Source organism: Priestia sp. FSL W8-0001, assembly GCF_038050335.1.
GTDB lineage: Bacteria > Bacillota > Bacilli > Bacillales > Bacillaceae_H > Priestia > Priestia flexa.
The window spans coordinates 352357-368293 of the sequence record NZ_JBBPAL010000001.1 but is presented as its reverse complement, the minus strand read 5'-3'; the positions used below and the strand labels follow the sequence as shown (position 1 = coordinate 368293).

General features: G+C 38.3%; 14 protein-coding genes. 2 read left to right on the top strand and 12 right to left on the bottom strand.

The window, feature by feature from the left end:
* Window positions 1-103: 103 nt before the first annotated feature.
* A complete protein-coding gene (locus MKZ18_RS01955; RefSeq protein ID WP_025907547.1) occupies window positions 104-589 on the top strand; it encodes a hypothetical protein in 486 nt (161 codons plus the stop codon).
* 49 nt (window positions 590-638) lie between these two features.
* Here MKZ18_RS01955 and essA read toward each other — a convergent pair whose 3' ends face one another.
* The 11 genes from essA to MKZ18_RS01900 all read right to left on the bottom strand — a co-directional run bounded on the left by essA (window position 639) and on the right by MKZ18_RS01900 (window position 14297).
* Window positions 639-1136, bottom strand: coding sequence for a type VII secretion protein EssA (essA, locus tag MKZ18_RS01950; protein WP_025907549.1), 498 nt, complete (start codon window positions 1134-1136; stop codon window positions 639-641).
* Window positions 1117-4029, bottom strand: a complete 2913-nt coding sequence (gene esaA / locus MKZ18_RS01945) for a type VII secretion protein EsaA (protein WP_251385609.1) — start codon at window positions 4027-4029, stop codon at window positions 1117-1119. Before esaA ends, essA begins: the two co-directional genes overlap by 20 nt.
* Window positions 4026-8510, bottom strand: coding sequence for a type VII secretion protein EssC (essC, locus tag MKZ18_RS01940; RefSeq protein ID WP_340842958.1), 4485 nt, complete (start codon window positions 8508-8510; stop codon window positions 4026-4028). The genes esaA and essC overlap by 4 nt, the downstream gene beginning before the upstream one ends.
* 11 nt (window positions 8511-8521) lie before the next feature.
* Window positions 8522-9850 carry a type VII secretion protein EssB gene (gene essB, locus MKZ18_RS01935; protein WP_340842959.1) on the bottom strand — a complete coding sequence of 443 codons (1329 nt, stop codon included), beginning with the start codon at window positions 9848-9850 and terminating at the stop codon, window positions 8522-8524.
* 14 nt (window positions 9851-9864) lie between these two features.
* Window positions 9865-10104 (bottom strand): EsaB/YukD family protein, encoded by a 240-nt coding sequence (locus tag MKZ18_RS01930; RefSeq protein ID WP_025907558.1) that lies wholly within the window; start codon window positions 10102-10104, stop codon window positions 9865-9867.
* 87 nt (window positions 10105-10191) lie between these two features.
* Window positions 10192-10485: a WXG100 family type VII secretion target gene (locus tag MKZ18_RS01925; RefSeq protein WP_025907560.1), complete on the bottom strand. Its 294-nt coding sequence runs from the start codon at window positions 10483-10485 to the stop codon at window positions 10192-10194.
* A 267-nt stretch (window positions 10486-10752) separates the two neighbouring features.
* Entirely contained in the window at window positions 10753-11163 is a 411-nt protein-coding gene (locus MKZ18_RS01920) for an SseB family protein (protein ID WP_234561914.1), read from the bottom strand.
* Between the two features lie 222 nt (window positions 11164-11385).
* Window positions 11386-11985 carry a hypothetical protein gene (locus tag MKZ18_RS01915; RefSeq protein WP_138117452.1) on the bottom strand — a complete coding sequence of 200 codons (600 nt, stop codon included), beginning with the start codon at window positions 11983-11985 and terminating at the stop codon, window positions 11386-11388.
* A gap of 53 nt (window positions 11986-12038) precedes the next feature.
* A complete protein-coding gene (locus MKZ18_RS01910; RefSeq protein ID WP_225002181.1) occupies window positions 12039-12362 on the bottom strand; it encodes a WXG100 family type VII secretion target in 324 nt (107 codons plus the stop codon).
* A 229-nt stretch (window positions 12363-12591) separates the two neighbouring features.
* A complete protein-coding gene (locus MKZ18_RS01905) occupies window positions 12592-13803 on the bottom strand; it encodes a DEAD/DEAH box helicase (protein ID WP_076512845.1) in 1212 nt (403 codons plus the stop codon).
* 284 nt (window positions 13804-14087) lie between these two features.
* Entirely contained in the window at window positions 14088-14297 is a 210-nt protein-coding gene (locus MKZ18_RS01900) for a sensor histidine kinase (protein ID WP_313958283.1), read from the bottom strand.
* Here MKZ18_RS01900 and MKZ18_RS01895 point away from each other — a divergent pair.
* Complete coding sequence (locus MKZ18_RS01895) at window positions 14262-14582, top strand: DUF418 domain-containing protein (protein ID WP_082802744.1); 321 nt, start codon at window positions 14262-14264, stop codon at window positions 14580-14582. The two genes, MKZ18_RS01900 and MKZ18_RS01895, sit on opposite strands and share 36 nt — an antisense overlap.
* A gap of 55 nt (window positions 14583-14637) precedes the next feature.
* On the opposite strand, the gene MKZ18_RS01890 is transcribed toward MKZ18_RS01895, so the two are convergent.
* A complete protein-coding gene (locus MKZ18_RS01890) occupies window positions 14638-15933 on the bottom strand; it encodes an ATP-binding protein (RefSeq protein WP_341344484.1) in 1296 nt (431 codons plus the stop codon).
* Window positions 15934-15937 lie beyond the last annotated feature (4 nt).

The window sequence follows — 15937 nt, the reverse complement described above, 5'->3', positions numbered from 1 at the left end:
TCTTCTCATAGAAAAGGTCTGCTTCTTCCAAATGAAGTGTGATATAATCAACCGAATATAGAAATCATAGACTAGACAGTCTAATTTGAAATGAGGTTACTGAATGCTTACTTTTGACGAAAAACTATCCGTTATTACGTCTTTCTCTGAACTAGAGCGTAAAGACGTTTCGCTTGGACGCGTAAATTTTCAATACAATGAAAGTGTTTATGATAAAAAGAATGTGGTGTATCACTTGCACCCAAATGGAAACGGATTTGTATACGCTGGTCACCTTTCTGGCTATGACACAAATGATAAAGGCCTTGTGAATATCCGTGAGTTTTCACAGGAAGAGCTGCGTACAATTATCGAGCAGTCAATCAATAGTCTTTCTCACCGCCCTGAGCACGAAATGATTGAAGAAGCTGTAATCGGAGACGGCCGCGAGCAGCGCTGGCACGGTCCCGAAGGAGCTACGTTATTACTGGTACATGAAGATTCACTATGGAACATTTATGCTGGATTGAATTTAGAAGCTGCGTTTGAATCATATGAAGAAGCAGAAGACTATCTAATGGACGAAGGATTTAGCCGCTTGCGAGATTAATTTATAAATGAAAAGACGCCGCGTTCTTAATAAAAGAACGCGGCGTCTTTTATTCATTCTGCCCATTTATCTGAGCTGGTTTTAGCTTTGGAATAAGCACCGTAAATAATAAAACTAATCCAATTCCAATCAACAATATATACACCCACTGTAGTTTTAATCCTGTTTCCTCCGGTACATCTTGTACTGAGGAAGACTGAACAGGTGACTCAGTTGAAGTGAACAAACCATATTTATTAACTTGAGATTGAATGGAGTGGTTTGTTGTTGAATCATTTAAAAATAAAGAGCTTTTTAACGAAGGCTTTTTCTCTTCATCAGTAAATGGGATTCCTCTTATTTCCTCAGGAATGTTTTCTACTTCTCTTTTCGTTTGACCAAGAGAATCGGGATTGAGCTTTATTTGCTCATCTTGAAAAATATTGGGTGCTAGATCTTGCACCTGTGTTTGCGTGTCATTCGCTGCGTATACGTTTGAAGTAGATAGAAAGAGAAGAACCGCTAAAAGTGCGATTCTTCCTATCATATTATGCTTCATACGTTTCATCACTCTCTGCTTGTTTATCCTTAGATGTCAGCATACGAATGATAAACGGAATAACCGTTAACACAGCAGTTAGTCCAAGCAGAATAGTAGTCGCTTCTGCAAATAGAGAAGTCGTTTCGTACTGAATTGACATATATACTTTTGAAACCGGATCTTCGTAATTGAAGTTTGGCATTGCTAGATTTAATAGCGGCGTGATAAAGAATAAAATCATCAGCACTGTTGCAATCCAACCTACGAAATTACCGATTAAGAAGGCTCCTCTTACAAGAGTTGAAGCTAATAGTAATAGTACAATCGTGAAGATAGACCATTCCATTGCTCTTTCTCCTGACAGTGAGTAAATATTTAAGCTGAATGTACTAATCATTAAACCAACAATCATCACCAGTAGTCCGAATAGTGATCCTCTTACAAGAAGAGGCGCGTTTTTGTAGTAGTGACTAAAGTATCCTATTAATAAACTGCTGATAAGGATAATAACAAGAAGTACAACAGGTGGAACAGTCTTTGTCTTTTCTGCTGGTACCTCACCGCTTACCTGTAGCGGATTTGCAAGGTAGTCATAGACATAATCATTGTTTTGGCCATCTACTAACGTGTTGTTTAATAGACGATATACTTGGCCACGCACAAGCTTCGTTGAATCTACGTTTTGTGACCATTTGTTATTAAGCGTATCCGCTTGATCCTGTACTTCGTTAACTTTCTCCTGCAGTTCACCCGTATACTCTACAACGCTTGATTGACGTTCACCAAGATTTGAAATCAAATCATTCATTCCTTTTAGCTCTTGACCCATACTCTTTTGAAGAGTAATAAGACTTGAAACGTCTGCATTCTCTTGTGTTGGAGCTTCAACTGCACTTTCAGAAGCTACGCTTTGAAGCGTTTCATTCATTGATCCTGCCTTTTCTTGAAGAGCTGATAAGCTTTCAACAATAGATGCTTGCTCCCCTTCAATTAGCTGGCCATAAGAATCAGTAAACTGTTGAATAGATGAAGAGAATGAATCTATTCCTTCTGCTGTTGATAATAAGTTATTTTGCAGCTGCTTGCGAATAACGCTTGGCTGCTCATCTCCGTAAAGAATTGCTTGAATGCGCTGACGCGTGCCTTCATTTTGCAGCACAGCGTCTTGAAGATCTTCATTACTTCCTCGACTTAAGACTAACTCATACTGTGAAAGATCTCCATAATATTGGAGAAGCTTTGACATATTCTCTGTTTGAATACCTGAAGCAAATAGTTCAGCCAACTTTTGTTTTCTGCTTTCAGATAGCTGACTTGAGGATAAAATTTTATCTTCTTTATCAGTAATCATGCTAACAACGGTTTGCACGTCACCATTAGGCTGATTATTGATTTCTTCTAACTGCGCTACGCGTTCTCTTAGCGCTTCGTTGACAGCTAACAGCTCTTGAATTTGCTTTTGAAGTTCTTCTTTTCCGTCATTGTCATTGTTGTTTGATGGGGGAACTTCAACCGTTACGTTTTCCAACTGGTCACTTACACCTTGTAAGCGTGTAGAAAAGTCTGCAATCTTTTGTTGCGTATCGGCCACACCTTCATTTTGCTCTTCTTCTGGTAAAGCAGCAAGATTCTCACTCCACGCTTGAAGGTCGTTCTTCATCCCTTGAAGCTGTTGGCGTTGACTCTCTAAGTCAACAGGAACTGTTGTAGGAGACTCTTCGCCAGTTTCTGACGGCGTCTCCCCTTCTTCATCTTCTGGAATTACCGGATTATCTTCTATTGGTGGTAAGGTCTCACCCTCTTCTTCTTTTGAAGGTGCTATCTCTAGCTCTTTTCGAAGCGTGGACAGCTTGCTTTGTACTTCGTTTAGCGTTGTTTGCTCAGTTACTTGGCTGTACTGGCTGAGTAAATCCTGATTTAAACGATTGAGTTCGTCCTGCTGTCCAGACGTTTTATCTTTTGTCGCTTCCTGCAGATTATCAGCAATTTGCTTGTTTTCATCGATTTGCTGCTGAACGTTTGAAAGCTTCCCAAACACTTTCCCTGCTTCACTTTCAAACTGCTCGCGATCGCCGTTTTGTCCTTCAGAAATCATCGCGATTCCTTCTTGAATATCGCCCACACTTTCCGTTTGAGCTTTTAACAGCATTTCTTTTTGCTTTTCTTGGTACATTTTGTATTCTTCAACGTATTTAATAAAATTTGTCAGGTTTTCTTCAACCTGCTGCACATCATTTTTACGTTCACTTGAGCCTTCTTCCGCACTTTTTACATTTGTTTGAATTTGCTCAAGAATTTTCTTTTGGTCATCAATTTCACCAGCTAGATTTTTAGAATTAGGTTTATAGAAAGCTACCATTGTGTTTTGGAAAGCAATCTCTTTTTCTAAAATTTTATCAAACTGACCTCTAACCTTTTCAACTTCTTGCGATACATAGCTCCAATAAAGAGAAGACATATCATTGTTTACTTTGGCCGTCGCATCCTCTAGCTCACGAACGACTTTTTCTTTGTTAACTGCATTCAATTGATTTTGAACTTTATATTGGAAAGTGGCTTTCTGAGGTTTCTCTTGGTCATACGTCAAAATATTCTCTGAGAAGTTCGATGGAATATAAATTACCGCATCGTATTTACCACTTTGTAATCCATTTGTAGCTGCGCTTCGACTTAGGACCGTCCAATCGTAATCTGAATCCTTATCTAATATGGCTGCCACTCGTTGTCCAAAACGAATAGGCTCTTCACCTTTTTCTTCCTCCACACCAATATCTTCATTTACAACAGCGATGGTTCTTGTTGCATTTTCAGTTACTTTCAGTGGGTTATCGCCAATATATTGAAAGAAAAGGGAAGGAAACCCTAAGATGAAAATGACAGCTACGATTACTTTAAGCGTATATTTTCGCTGTTCCGTCATATTAGAACCTTCCTTTCACTCATACATAAGGGAATTTGAATACGCGTCGCTTTATTGTCTTTTACGTAATATCCAAACCCTGGGTTTACATCTGCTTCTTTGCGATCATAGTTTAGGTTAATCAGGTTTTGCTCTGATTTTTTCATTAATAAAACGGCTTGGCGTATTTGCTTCATTTCAGTGGTTAACACATCAAAGCCTTTAGAGAAGTCATTTTGACTTCCTGATGCAACAATATTAAAGCCAACATGACTATAGTTTTTAATAAGCTTTGTAATGCGATCTTGCATCAAGGTATCAATGGTTTGCTGAAATCGTCCAAACCCATCAATCATAAGAAGTATTGGTGTAAATGTTAAGTCACCAACGGTTCCATCATGAATGGCTTCTAAATAGCGCTCTTCTCGTTTTTGCAGCTTTGCTTCCGCTCCTTCTATCCACTGCATAATTTGCTCTTTCGTCTCAATGTATACAATTTCATCTTCCGTGGCATAAGATGAAAGGCCACGATCGATTGCATCAAATAAACCAATTTGACGAATCCCCTGCGCAAGAGATGTTTGTAGCATCACTTTAAGGACGTTTGTTTTTCCTTTTTGTGTCGGCCCCAGCACGAGACAATGTTTGTTCTTCATTAAGTTTAAGTGCACTGGACGAACAAACTCTTCATCTAATCCGAGCGGAATAACACCACTTTCTCGTACGATACGGTGATCCGTCATAAACTCATGCAGTACAAGTTTAGGTTGTAACATTGGCACTTGTTCTGGTAATTCAATACCTGCATATTTCTCTTTCAGAACCTGAACTTGATTTTTGATGTTATCAAGAATCGCGAAGTCATCCTCACCTTCAGCGGGCAGGAACATCTGTGAAAAATAAGACGTATCCGTTTTAATAACCGCACGACCAGGTATTGCTTCTAGAGCATAAGGAATGCGTCCTAAGATTGTGTATGATTCTGAGCTATCTATTAAATAGTGAACAACCTTGGTTTTTAAGTTATTCATAAGCGACTGGCGCACAGAGTTAATTCGCGTTGCCGTAAAAATCATATATACGCCAAGCGACTGGCCGTCACGGACAAGCTGCGTAAATTGCATCTCTAAATCTTGCATTTCTTCTTTTACAAGATCAAAATTATCAATCGTGATAAAGATAAGCGGAAGCTTCTCTTGAGCAATTCGGTTATACATCTTTATGTTGCTAACCTCTGTGTCTTGGAATAGCTGCTTGCGCTCGGATAGCTCGTGCTTAATAATCTTCATGAACTTTTCAATCTTACGTCCTTCATCCATTAAGAAATAATCAGCAGTGTGCGGAAGCTGGCGTAATGGAAGCAGCGTACCATTTCCAAAATCAAAGATATAGTAGTGTAGCTCATCTGGCTGATAGCGCTCAGCGAAGCTAAGCATAAGCGTCATCGCAGTGAATGATTTTCCATAGCCCGATGAACCAAATACGCCGATATTGCCATCTTCCATCATTTCGTATGCATATGGCGTTTGGCTTTGTTTTTCAGGCTCATCTACAAGGCCAATATAGAATTTCTCCCTCTCTCCTGTTTGGAAAGCAGAGCGATATAAACGATTTTCTAGCGGAGGGAGCCATGGGCTTCTTAATCGATTAATTCCTAAACTATGTTGAACTTCTTCAATTCTTTCTACAATCACGGCGATTTCCGGCTGAGCACTTTTCCTTTTCGTTTGCTGTGATGATACGTCAGAGAGTGGAATTAGCCCTAAGTCTGTTACGATGGCCACTTCATCTTCCGTTCCATACACATCATCTTGTTGATATGGTGCTCCGCTCCAAGCAGATTGGAACAGTTCGTATACTTCGTTATTACCAACTTGTAAATAACCTCGACCTGTCACCGTAATCGAAGCCGCATCAGCATTTTTTAGAATCTCTTTACTATCTGTTGCGTCTTGTACTTTTAGAGCTACTTTAAACCTTGCGTTACTCCAAATTTGCTCATCGATAACTCCACCTGGCTTTTGTGTGGCCAAGATCAAGTGAACGCCTAAGCTACGTCCAATACGAGCGGCGCTGACAAGCTCTCGAATAAATTCTGGCTCTTCACTTTTTAATTCAGCAAACTCGTCTGATATTAAGAATAAGTGTGGCAGCGGCTCTTCAGCAGCTCTCTGCTTATACAAGTCTGTATAGTCATTTATGTGATTAACTTCGTACTGATCAAATAAGCGCTGGCGTCTTTTCAACTCACTTTTAATGGAGGCCAAGGCACGCGTACTGAAATTTTTACTACCTTCTATATTCGTGATGGTTCCAAGCAAATGTGGCATATTCTTAAACGGCTGTGCCATTCCTCCACCCTTGTAGTCAATCAATAAAAATGCGACTTCATGAGGATGGAAATTGACAGCTAATGATAGGATATACGTTTGTAAAAATTCACTTTTACCTGAACCTGTTGTTCCAGCTAGTAACCCGTGTGGACCGTGCGCTTTTTCATGTAGATTCAGCTCAACCAGATCCTCTTTTCCTTTTAAACCGATTGGTACAGCCAATGACTTGGCCGACTCATTCGTATGCCAGTTTCTCTCAATTGGCAGATCAGCCACTTCCTTTGCTTGGAATAACTCCAGAAAGGACACGCTGTCTGGAATAGAGTTAGTCATTCCCATTTGATGATCTAGCGTTCGCAGCATGCGAGCGAACGCTTCATTATCCTCATTACGGTGTTCATCAAGCTGAAATGAAATATTAACTGCCTTTTTCTTTTGAATTAAAATGTCTCCCTCTTGTTCATTAATATAACGAATAAGAGTGTGAACATTATCCGATAAACTTTCCTTTGTTTCAGCTCCAAAGATTGTAGAGAAGCCAAGATACGGATGCTCCCCTTCTAGATATTCTAAGATTACGTGATCTGTAATAAGCTGTTGGTTCGTAACAATGAATACCAAGTGAGGTAAAAACACACCGTTGCCTTTCTCTTCATCCAAGTCTCTTTCGCGCAACAGTTCATAAATAGAGGATAAAAGCTGGTCTCTTGTTTTTTCATTATAAATAAAGCCTTTGGCGAACGAATGAGGCAGTTGAAAATGCGGAAGCCACTTCATCCATTCCCAATCCTTATATTCGTTTTCATCAAAGATAAAGATAAAGCGAACATCATGATAGCTATGAGCAAAAGCAAGCTGACCAATTAACTGATGAAGCTCACGCTTAACTGTTTTCGATTTACCAATTAAACCAATGGCTCCGTTTTCTAACTTCGCAGTGATTGGCGCCTGAGAAACTTCACGATATACCTTTTCCATGTGCTGGGACTGTTCAAGCAGATCGTCAATTTCTCTATTAGCCATATCTCCTGTATTTAAGGAAATTTCATAGCTAGAGGGTACTGTCCCGGTACCAAGACGTATTTGAAGAAAATCGCTACTATCTAGCGTTCGTTCCCAAATACGGTCAGAGATATGATTGGTTAAATACTTCATTCGCTCAAACGTTGGAAAATGGTAATGAAGCACTTTTCCTTGCGATTCAGCTAGTTCCTGAAGCTCCGTTCGCTTATTTTCTAAATACTGCGTGTAAATACGGCGACGACGTTCTTGGCGCTTTTTACGCTGCTTTTTATCTCGGAAATATTGCACTGTTGAGACAACAAGCGTCGTCGTAAACATCATCACAGAAATAATAATAAAGATTCCACGCGGTTGAATAAGTGCTACGGTCCCCATAACAAGAAGCATAACAAGCGGTGGCAAGATTGTTAGCCACAAGCTTCGGTTGTTATCATCGCCATCCTGAGCTGGGAACGATAAATGCACTTTTTCATCGGGCAGCTCATAAATCATCCGCGGCGTACGGCGATAAACAGGATATTTTTTTTTCATTTCAGAAATAGGCTGTTTCGACTTAGGAAGCTTCGTAAAAAACTCATCAAAACGATGAACCTTTAATAAATCATGTTCAAGTAATTCAATTGTAACCGCACCCCATGTAATCACATCGCCAAGCTTCAGCTTGGTCACACTTGAAATACGCTGGCCGTTTACAAATACGGCACCATCTTTTGGAAGGATTCGCCATGTTGCTTTAACTTTCAGCAAAGAAAATTCCTTGCTATTATGTACAACTAGCTTCTTGTTGGGCTGATATACATCTGCTGTCTCGTCAACGGTTGAGAAGTTGACCTCATGATAATAATCTATATAGTACGTATCTTCCTGCAGCTTTGCAGGACTCAGCACAAATCGAAGTTCTTGATTACTTTCTTGTAGGGTGATAGAGTCGTAATAACTCAGTTGACTCAGTTCGTTATCACCTTGAGAAATAACTACTCTTTGATCTTCTGTTGTCGATATAGTAACGACTCCTTTTTCAAATGGATAGGAAGAAAAAGTCACCGTCTCTTTCGAACTATTACCTACAGTTGCTTGGCGAAAGTTATCAAAGTTAATCGGCAGTTGCTGATAAGTCGTTCCGCTAAAAACCCATAAAATGCTCATCTGTCCACCTCCTAGGATGCTGGTTTATCCGGCGAATCTGAGTTAGGAGCAGGCTTTTCATCTGCTTTGTCATCTTTATTTTGCTCAACTTCTTTTTCAGACTGCTTATTATCTGCAGGCTCAGACTGCTTTTGGTTCTCCTGCTGCTCATTTTCAGCTGACTCTTCAGCTTGCTTTTCCTCTTCTTCAATCTGTGATTCAAGCTCTTCAATTTCACTTTGAACTGGATCTAATTTCTCTTTTCTTTCATCGCTTGCAAGACTTTCATCTGCTTTTAACTGATGTTCATATTTATAAAGACCGTATAAAATCAAGCTTCGATCTTCTAATAAGCGTGCTTCTTCTAAAGCCTGCTCATTTTCACCTCGACCGATATGAATCCAATAGCTTAAATATTTATCGTCTGATTGAAGCGTAACCGTATTTTGAATGACTTCTTTTTGTTCTTCACTTAATGACTCATTCGTTAAATAAGCTAGAGCTAGCTCATACTGAACAACTTTGGGCATTTCTTTTACTTTATAATCTTCCAGCTGCTCAATAACCCCACTATACTCTTGCTGTAAAAAAGCTTCATTACTACTCACGAATGCCTCTTGCTTTGGCTGTAAAAAAAACGTGGAATAAAACGTATAAATTAAAGCAGGAACTAAGAGCACCGTTACGCCAATTGATGTAAAGCGAAAGATGGTCCACTTTTTCTTCGGGACGCTTACAACTGTTTTTCGCACTTCTTCTACTGTCGTTAGCTGTTGTCTAATAATAGTTAAAAGCTCATTTAAGTCGTCAGCATTTATTAATTTAGAAGCAACCTCTGATAGCTGAATCGTTTCATGCAATTTTAAATACTGAATAAAGCTATATTTGGAATCAACAAGTGAAGCAATTGTCGCTTTTACTTCCACTAGCTCACGAGCCGGATCATATTCATATGGTGGAATGCTTTCTTTAATTCCATAGTGTAAGAAAGCAGGTGTTAAACTTGCGTCAAACATTAAGTTTTCTGGACAAACCACAAGATGAAACCTTGTAAAACTATGATTTTGTATAGATTTTACAAGTTGATAAGCAAACTGCCACTTTTGTTCTTCCGTCTTTTTCTTAAAAAAAGAAAATGGAACAAACGCTTCTGATGGCTGAATTTTCACGTGAAGCTCGTCTTCACTTACGATGATTTCACGAGTGAAGTCCGAGTGCATCTCTTTTAACATATCAACTTCTATGCCATCATTTAGCTTTATCTTTTCTTTTTGGAAGATAAATGTATAGCCTTCTTCTTTGTCACGAATAATAGACGCTTCCAATAAGCTTTCTAAGTAAGTTGGTTTCTTTTCTGCCATTTTAGTAAGCTCCTTCAAAGAATTTCAATGCAATCACCGCTCGAAATGCCACATTCATTTAGTTTTTGATGGCCTGCAAATACTAGGTTTTTATTTGGAACGCGAACCCAATATCCTTCTTTTGGTGTGCTTGAAATTTTTTTAGCTTGCCATGCAATTTCAATCACTTTTTTTACAGAATGATAGTCTGATAGTCTTAAATCAAACCGCTCACCCGTATAGTGTTTTAGATCGATGGTCACTTCAATATACATATGATCTCACCTCAAAACATAGAAAAAGCGCCGTCATCTAAAAAAATGGGGCGCTCTTTTTATCTTATCACTCTCTATATGAGCAAGTTAACCGCGAATTTGGCTAGCGATTTGGTTGTCTGTATCTTCAAGAACGTTTGCAGAATCATCAAGCTGTTTAGCAATTTTGTTTAACAGATTCGACATTTCTACGAAAGATGGCTTTAGCTCTTCATATTGAGCGATAAATGCTTGGCTAGAAGAACCTTCCCACATATCTTGTAACTGATTTCTCATCATATCAAGGCGACCAACTAGGTCTTGAACTTGCCCACTTTCATTATTATAGCGAGCAGCCATTTCACGAAGTTCTGCTGGAGTAACACGAATGATTCCTGACATCGATTTCTCTCCTTATGTATCGTTATAGATTTACTTTAATTGTAAGAAAAAATAGGGTTGAAGGTCAAAGAGAACTTGTAAAAACTAGAAAAAATAAGAATATATATCTACGTATACCTCTAAAAAATGACAATAAACCTCATAAAACAATGAATTTTATCACAGTAAATATGACATAAACAGAGACAATTATACCTATATATTGGAAATATATTCATTTATCATACAGAAAAAGCTAACAATTAATATGAAATTTGTTAGCTTCTACTACGATGAAAAATAGTTAAAAAGATTCTTATTTTCTTTTAGCATTTTTAACTCTTCTGGAATAAGTAGTTTCGAAAGTGGAGTATCTGGATTTAGTAAAATCGCCGTATTATCGTTTATCTCTTGCAATAAATCAGAAAATTTAATGACCGCAGCCTTCTCTTTTGATAGCATCTTTTGGAATGGATAATAAGATGAAAAGGCAGGTAAATATAGTTTTTGATTTTTTTCCATTACTCGGACACGCTTGTAAAAATCAACAGACTGTTCATTTCCTGATACTTCGATACATAACAGTTCACTTTTCATTAGCTCTTCATAAAAATGGCCAATTTCTCGATTATCTTTCATTGCTTCAATTAAAGCTTTTTCTAAGGCATTAAAAGAACTACCCATATTTTTCAGTTCCATGCTGTATATTTTCTAAGTCGTTAAATGGTTTTATCCGAGAAGCCTGTTGACTAGTTAACTGCCTTTCGTACAAACCGTATGTTCCTCGTTTATTCATTTGACCTTATCACACCTCAAGCTGTACAAATTTTTCATAAATTAAATCGCATGTTTCTCTATTTGTAACACCGTAGCGATCAGTCTACGTTAAGGTTTTTCATAAAGAGCGCAATATTTATCACTTCATTCATTCCCTGCAAAATCGCTATGCTGAGCTACGTTTGTTCCTTCTTCTGTTTTTTGAATGCCTTTACCACCTAATATGCTTAAACCCATTTGAATAACACCGTATGTAAAAAACTCTGTACGGGTATGCAAATCACCGTGCGCTACTTTTTCGTCCCATGAATTTGAAAGGGATGACCACATCATGTCGAGCGTCTCTAAAGGGTGAGTAATTTCAGCTCGCATTGTTTCAAAGGTTTCCCACTCTGAAATAGACTTAACGCCTTCCCATGTATCCTTAACCCCTGTTGTAGCCCCATCCCACACGTTGCTCCAAAATTCTGTCCATCCGCCAGATAGCTCATCTGCTTCTTTTAGTTTTTCAGCTGTTTCGCTAACGAGCGTATACGCACTTTCAGTTAATGATTCAATTTTCCCAATAATCTGCTGGATTTCCTCTTGCAAATTTAGAATAGACTCAACGTTAGCTACCGATAAAAAGTGCAGATTCGTAGATTCCCAACTTAAACGCTGCAAAGCATCATCCGCTTCTCCTCTCGAGTGCTTAATGCGCTCTGAAAATCGCTCCAAGTCTTCGAAGTTCACTTTAATTTCCATTTGTACACCCTCTTTCCCATGGATATTTTCCATTTTCCTATATTAAAAGTTTACTAAATAGCCTCTGCTTCTTCTCTTAGTCTTGACATTTCGTGATGCAATGAACGATATAACTCATCTCGAACGTCATATAAACGATAAGCTGCCTGTAGGATTTCATTATTAACATTCTCGTAAGAATCTTTCGAACGGCCAGACCATTCAGAAGTATACTGTTGATGAGCACTCTGAAGGGCATATAGCGTTTCTTCAAATTGATTAATAATTTGTTGTACCGTCTCCAAATACAGCTCAAGCTTTTCAACATCTCGATTATATTCCATTCGCTTCCTATTACGATCCATATCGCCAAAGAAGTCATCCATTGCATCAATCAAAATATCCCACGTCCTTATTCCTTTATTATTAGAAGTCTCTTAAAGTAATGTTAAAATAAGGTTATCCAAAACGAAATGCATCATTTAAACTATTTTCAATAATAGGATAATGTATCTATATGATTTTTTACCCAAAATAAAACAACGCCCGTTAGCTTGTAGGCGTTGCTTTTTAAACTCTTATTACTTTATCACAACAAAAATTCTTTTCAAGAAGGAAATAAAAGGATTACTTCTTTTTAGTCTGTTTATGCTGATATGTTTTTTTGTTTGTCTTCTTTCTTGGTTTGTAGCTCTCTCGTTTCTCTTGCTTCGTTCCTTCGGCTACAATTTCACCCATATATAGTTCTTTCTTTACCAGCTTAATCTTTAGCTCACGGGCAATTTGTTTTAGTTCTCTCTCTTCACGCTCCGTTACAAGTGAAATGACCGTTCCTTCAGCTCCTGATCTTCCTGTACGCCCTGATCTGTGTACATATTGTTCAACACTTTGAGGAATATCCACATGAATAACATGTGAAAGCTCTTTAATATCAAGACCACGTGCAGCTACGTCCGTTGCTAATAAGATTGGAAACTCACCTTTACGAAATGACGTTAACACCTTTGAGCGATCAAGCTTTCGCGTTTCACTATGAAGCGATCCTACGTTCAGCTTTTTAAATTTTAGCTTTTCTTCAAAAATAGATAACGTTTCAATCCCTTTGAAAAAAGCTAGAGCTTTCATTGGTCCCTGATGCGCAAGCTTACGAAGTACTTCTACTTTATCTCGACCTTCACTTACGATATACATATGCTCAACTTTTGGAGCAGGAAGTTCATCTCGGGTTACTTGAACGAAAAGAGGATCATTCATTAATTCCTGAGCTAATGTTTGCGTATGCTGTGATAGCGTTGCTGAAAACACGAGAAGCTGACGATCACTTGGGGCCATTTTAACAATACCTTGTACTGTTTGAATATGTTCAGGTACAAACAGCTGGTCAGCTTCATCAATGACAATCGTTTTTACTTCGTGCATCTTCACTTTTTTCATTTTAATCAGCTCTTGAATGCGCCCAGGCGTTCCAACAATTAGGTTAGGACGTTTTTTCAACTTTTCAACTTGACGCTTAATGTTTGCTCCACCGATAAGCGCTGCGCTAGAAATTCCGCTTCCCTGGCCCCATGTTTGAATCTCACCATGAATCTGCATAACAAGTTCATGGGAAGAAGCTAAGATAACCGCTTGAATATGAGAAGGTCCTGGCTTAAGGTCATGTAAAATTGGAAGTAAATAAGCAAGAGTCTTCCCAGTACCTGTTGGCGACTCACCCATTACATCTCTTTTATTTAAAATTTCTGGTATAGCTTTTGTTTGAATAGCCATTGCTTGTTCAAAGCCTGCCTTCTTCCACGCTTCTTGCAAGAACGGCTGTAGCTGTTCGATAAATTGATTCATATCTTTTCTCCTTTGTCGTTCATCTATTATAAATGCCTAAAGCATCCGTTTCATCTTCAATAGAAGTCCCACCTATGATACACTATTGATTCGTTGAAATACAATGCTTCACGTAAGTATTCATAAGAAAAGCATTGAAAATGCGTCAAAACAACGCATTTTCAATGCTCTTTTCTTGGAACTATCTTAAGATTGGAAGCTTCATTGTAATGGCGGTCCCTACACCAGGGGCGACCTTACAACAATATGGCCACCATGGAGCTCGCAAATCGCTTTGGCAATGTTCATTCCAAGACCTGACCCTTCTTTTTTTCACTTGTATTCGTGCCTCGGTAATAGCGCTCAAAAAGATTTTCTAGTACGGATTCATCCATACCCACTCCATCATCCTTCACTTCTATAGAAATAAATTCTGTTTCTACAGAAATCGATAGCTTAATAGTTATGTGAGGTGGGTTATGCTTGATTCCATTAAAAATGATATTATCAAGCATTCTCTCAAACCAACGCTTATCTACTTGTTCCAAACGGTTATCTGCACCACTATTTTTTATGGATATGGCCTAGGACAATTCGGAACATTTGGCATGATTAAAGGTATTGCACTATGTACGACAATCTATTTCATTCAGCTCGTTTCCAGCTTGCTTTATTTACGTAAGTTTAAAGTCGGTCCTGTAGAACAGCTGCTTCGTATGTGGACGAATTTATCATGGAGTGGCAAAGCAAAAATGAAGAAGAAAACATTCATAGATGATAGTAAACAGTCTGTGATTTAATCGATTAACTAATGAAAAAGAACCCTCCTTCATAAAGGTGGGTTCCTTACATGTTCTACTCACTAGCTAAAGGCATTGACACCGTTACCAATGTTCCTTTTCCCTTTTCACTTTCAAACTCAATCTGACCTTGATGACACTCGATAATTTTAAAACAAACGGCTAGTCCCAATCCTGTACCTGCTTCTTTTGTTGAATAAAAAGGTGTGCCAACTTGTTCAATTCTCTCTTTACTCATGCCAATTCCCGTATCCCGAAACTGAATAACGGCACTACCTTCTTCTTCAGCTAACGTTACAATAATCTCACCTTGATTAATTATTGCTTCGATACTATTTTTAATAATATTAATGAATACCTGCTTCAACTGATTAGGATCTGACATAACGTACAGGTCCCGCTTTGAATCATAATGAGCAACGAGAGAAATATTATTGAAATTTGCTTGCGCTTCCATTAAGATTAACACTTGCTTCAATACTTCATTTAAGTTAGTTACTTCAAAAGCTACATGCTGTTTTTTACCTAAAATCAGCATTTCACTAGAAATTAAATTAATTCGGTCAATTTCAGCCATCATGATGTCTAAGTAACGATCATCCACTTGCTTTGTGGCCTGCATCACTTGTACAAATCCCTTTAATGAAGTCAGCGGATTTCTTACCTCATGGGCAACGGCAGCTGCTAGCTGGCCAATTACAGACATTTTCTCAGAAGCAATCATAAGCTCTTCATCTCGACGATAGTTCGTAATATCTCTAGCAATCATAAATACGCCGACTACTTGGCCGTTGACGATAATTGGTAATAATGAGCTTCTTAATAGTCGAACTTGACCTTGTTGGTTCACAATCTTTAATTCATATTTAGCGCTTTTGCCTTTTAAAACATTACGAAAATGTTCATGACAAAGGCCTTGATCATCATCAGCGATTAATTCTGAGGTCTTCATTCCTTTTAGCTGTAATCTTGAATAACCCGTTATTTTTTCACCTTCAGGGTTAGTAGAGAGAACTTGACCTTCTTTACTAATCTCAAATACTGCATCCGGGTTATGCTGAAATAACGATTGATAATGTTCATGGCTAGTTAGAAGTTCATAATCCTTTTTTGATAATTCATCCTGTGATTGAAGCAAATAATATGCACGACGATAGACTAACCCGTATAGAATAATACCTGTCGCCAACATGAAGAACCAGCCTTTATACTGTTGAAAAAAGATATATAATTCAAACTTATCTTGAGCAAGAATACGAGATAACTTATCAGAAATAAGAATCCATACGGCTCCCGTTATAATGTACATCACTGCGATTTTCAGTGCTGCTTTACGAGTATCTTTTATCAATGTT